This window comes from Streptococcus sp. WM07 (assembly GCF_004570525.1).
Classification (GTDB): domain Bacteria; phylum Bacillota; class Bacilli; order Lactobacillales; family Streptococcaceae; genus Streptococcus.
On record NZ_SPPZ01000104.1, the window covers coordinates 1 to 1683 of the forward strand.

The window sequence follows — 1683 nt, forward strand, 5'->3', positions numbered from 1 at the left end:
TGTAATACGGCTTGGATGAATGAATTTTTACGACAACTGTCAGAAGCTTACCCTAACGACTATATTATTTTGGTGATGGATAATGCGGTTTGGCATAAATCACAGACATTGGATATTCCTAGCAATATTGAATTTACATTTATTCCACCTTATACACCAGAGATGAATCCGATTGAACAAGTTTGGGCAGAGATTCGGAAATTAGGATTTAAGAACAAAGCATTTAAATCATTGAATGACGTCATTGATCAGTTGCAAGAAGTTATCCAAAGCTTATCAACTACTCGCTTACGATCGATTGTCCATAGAGAATGGATATCTGCTAATTTTGATTCTGAATGAGTATCAGATGCCAAATAAGCTTGAATAACTGGCTCTAATTCTGGATAATAATCCACAAAACGGATATCAGCTACCGTATAGAATACATCCAAAGAATCGCCCTGTTTGAGACAAACGCCCGTCACAACCTGGTGGGTCTGTCCAAAATAGGAGCGAAACATCGTATTAGCTTCCTTACGATCTCTTGGTTTATTGTAGATTGTCTCCCCAAATACAACCATAGTATCCGCAGAAATACTTAGGATAGTCGGATCTGTCACCTCAACTGCTTGTGCTTTCGCTAATGCCAAGTCACAACACGTTCTCCCTGCCCGCTCCAAGAAAGAAAAAGCTTGAAATTTATTCATAGAAGCTCTCTCGATAGCTCTTTCATCCACTTCCACTCCAACAATCTTAGGGGAAAGAAAAGCTAAGAGTTCTCGCCGTCTTGGAGACTGACTCAATAGATAGATTTCCTTTGGTTTGGAGAATTTTCCTAACAATTGGTATTGAATTGTATAAGTCATTACATCACCTTTCACTTATTTTTCAGCCCATTATAACAGTTCCCTAATTAGCTTTGGGGAAATTTTTTAGGGTCATTTCTATCTTCGTTCCATAAAGTTTTTCAGATAAAAAATCGCAAATACCTCGTATTGACGACCGTTTATCCCCCCCATTATACCAACAAAGCCCTATATTTGCTATACTAGTAAAAAACGAACAGAGGTGAAGCATGCTCCAACAAATAGAATTCCATTCTCCACTAGGAAAGCTAATTCTAGTCGCAAATGATCATAACCTGCATAGTATCTGGTTTAAAGATCAGACCTACTTTGGAGCAGGCTTTGACCTCAATACCATTCCCAAAGGAAACAATGCCATCTTAGAACAAGGTATCGATTGGCTAAACACTTACTTCGCCCATAAAAATCCAAGTCCACATACGCTTCCCCTCTCACCAAAGGTCACTCCTTATCGGCAAGAAGTCTTAAAACTCCTGCTAGAAATCCCCTATGGACAGACTCGAAGTTATCTAGATTTAGCTCAGAGCTTCGAGAAAAAAACAGGTCGTCCCACTTCTCCCCGTGCCATTGGCGGTGCAGTCGGTCATAATCCTATTAGCATCATAATCCCCTGCCACCGTATTCTAGGTCATGATGGTAGTCTCACTGGCTATGCCGGTGGAATTGAACGGAAAATTTGGCTTCTAGAGCATGAAAACTAAAACAAGAGGCTGGGCAAAAACTAGCCAATAATTGAAAAATCACAGAGAATTTGTATTTGGTTTTCGCCAAAAGATACAAATTTGTCTGTGATTTTTCTTTGTCTTTTTCATATTGGACTAACCTTTTAGTCAAT

The 1683-nt window shown here is 39.2% G+C and carries 3 protein-coding genes; 2 read left to right on the plus strand and 1 reads right to left on the minus strand.

The window, feature by feature from the left end; genetic code table 11:
* The coding region (locus E4T71_RS08520; protein WP_194181234.1) for a transposase at positions 1-342 on the plus strand (342 nt) is incomplete at its 5' end.
* Here E4T71_RS08520 and E4T71_RS08525 read toward each other — a convergent pair.
* Entirely contained in the window at positions 249-848 is a 600-nt protein-coding gene (locus E4T71_RS08525) for a nucleoside triphosphate pyrophosphatase (RefSeq protein WP_135038897.1), read from the minus strand. The genes E4T71_RS08520 and E4T71_RS08525 overlap by 94 nt on opposite strands.
* A gap of 209 nt (positions 849-1057) precedes the next feature.
* Between E4T71_RS08525 and E4T71_RS08530 the strand changes: the two genes are divergently transcribed.
* The gene (locus E4T71_RS08530) at positions 1058-1549 is read left to right on the plus strand and encodes a methylated-DNA--[protein]-cysteine S-methyltransferase (protein WP_135038899.1); all 492 of its coding nucleotides are present in this window, start codon (positions 1058-1060) and stop codon (positions 1547-1549) included.
* Positions 1550-1683: the final 134 nt, after the last annotated feature.

Bases quoted from the DNA above. Each gene is read 5' to 3' on its own strand.
- E4T71_RS08525 (WP_135038897.1), bottom strand. From the start codon at position 848: ATGACTTATACAATTCAATACCAATTGTTAGGAAAATTCTCCAAACCA.
- E4T71_RS08530 (WP_135038899.1), top strand. From the start codon at position 1,058: ATGCTCCAACAAATAGAATTCCATTCTCCACTAGGAAAGCTAATTCTA.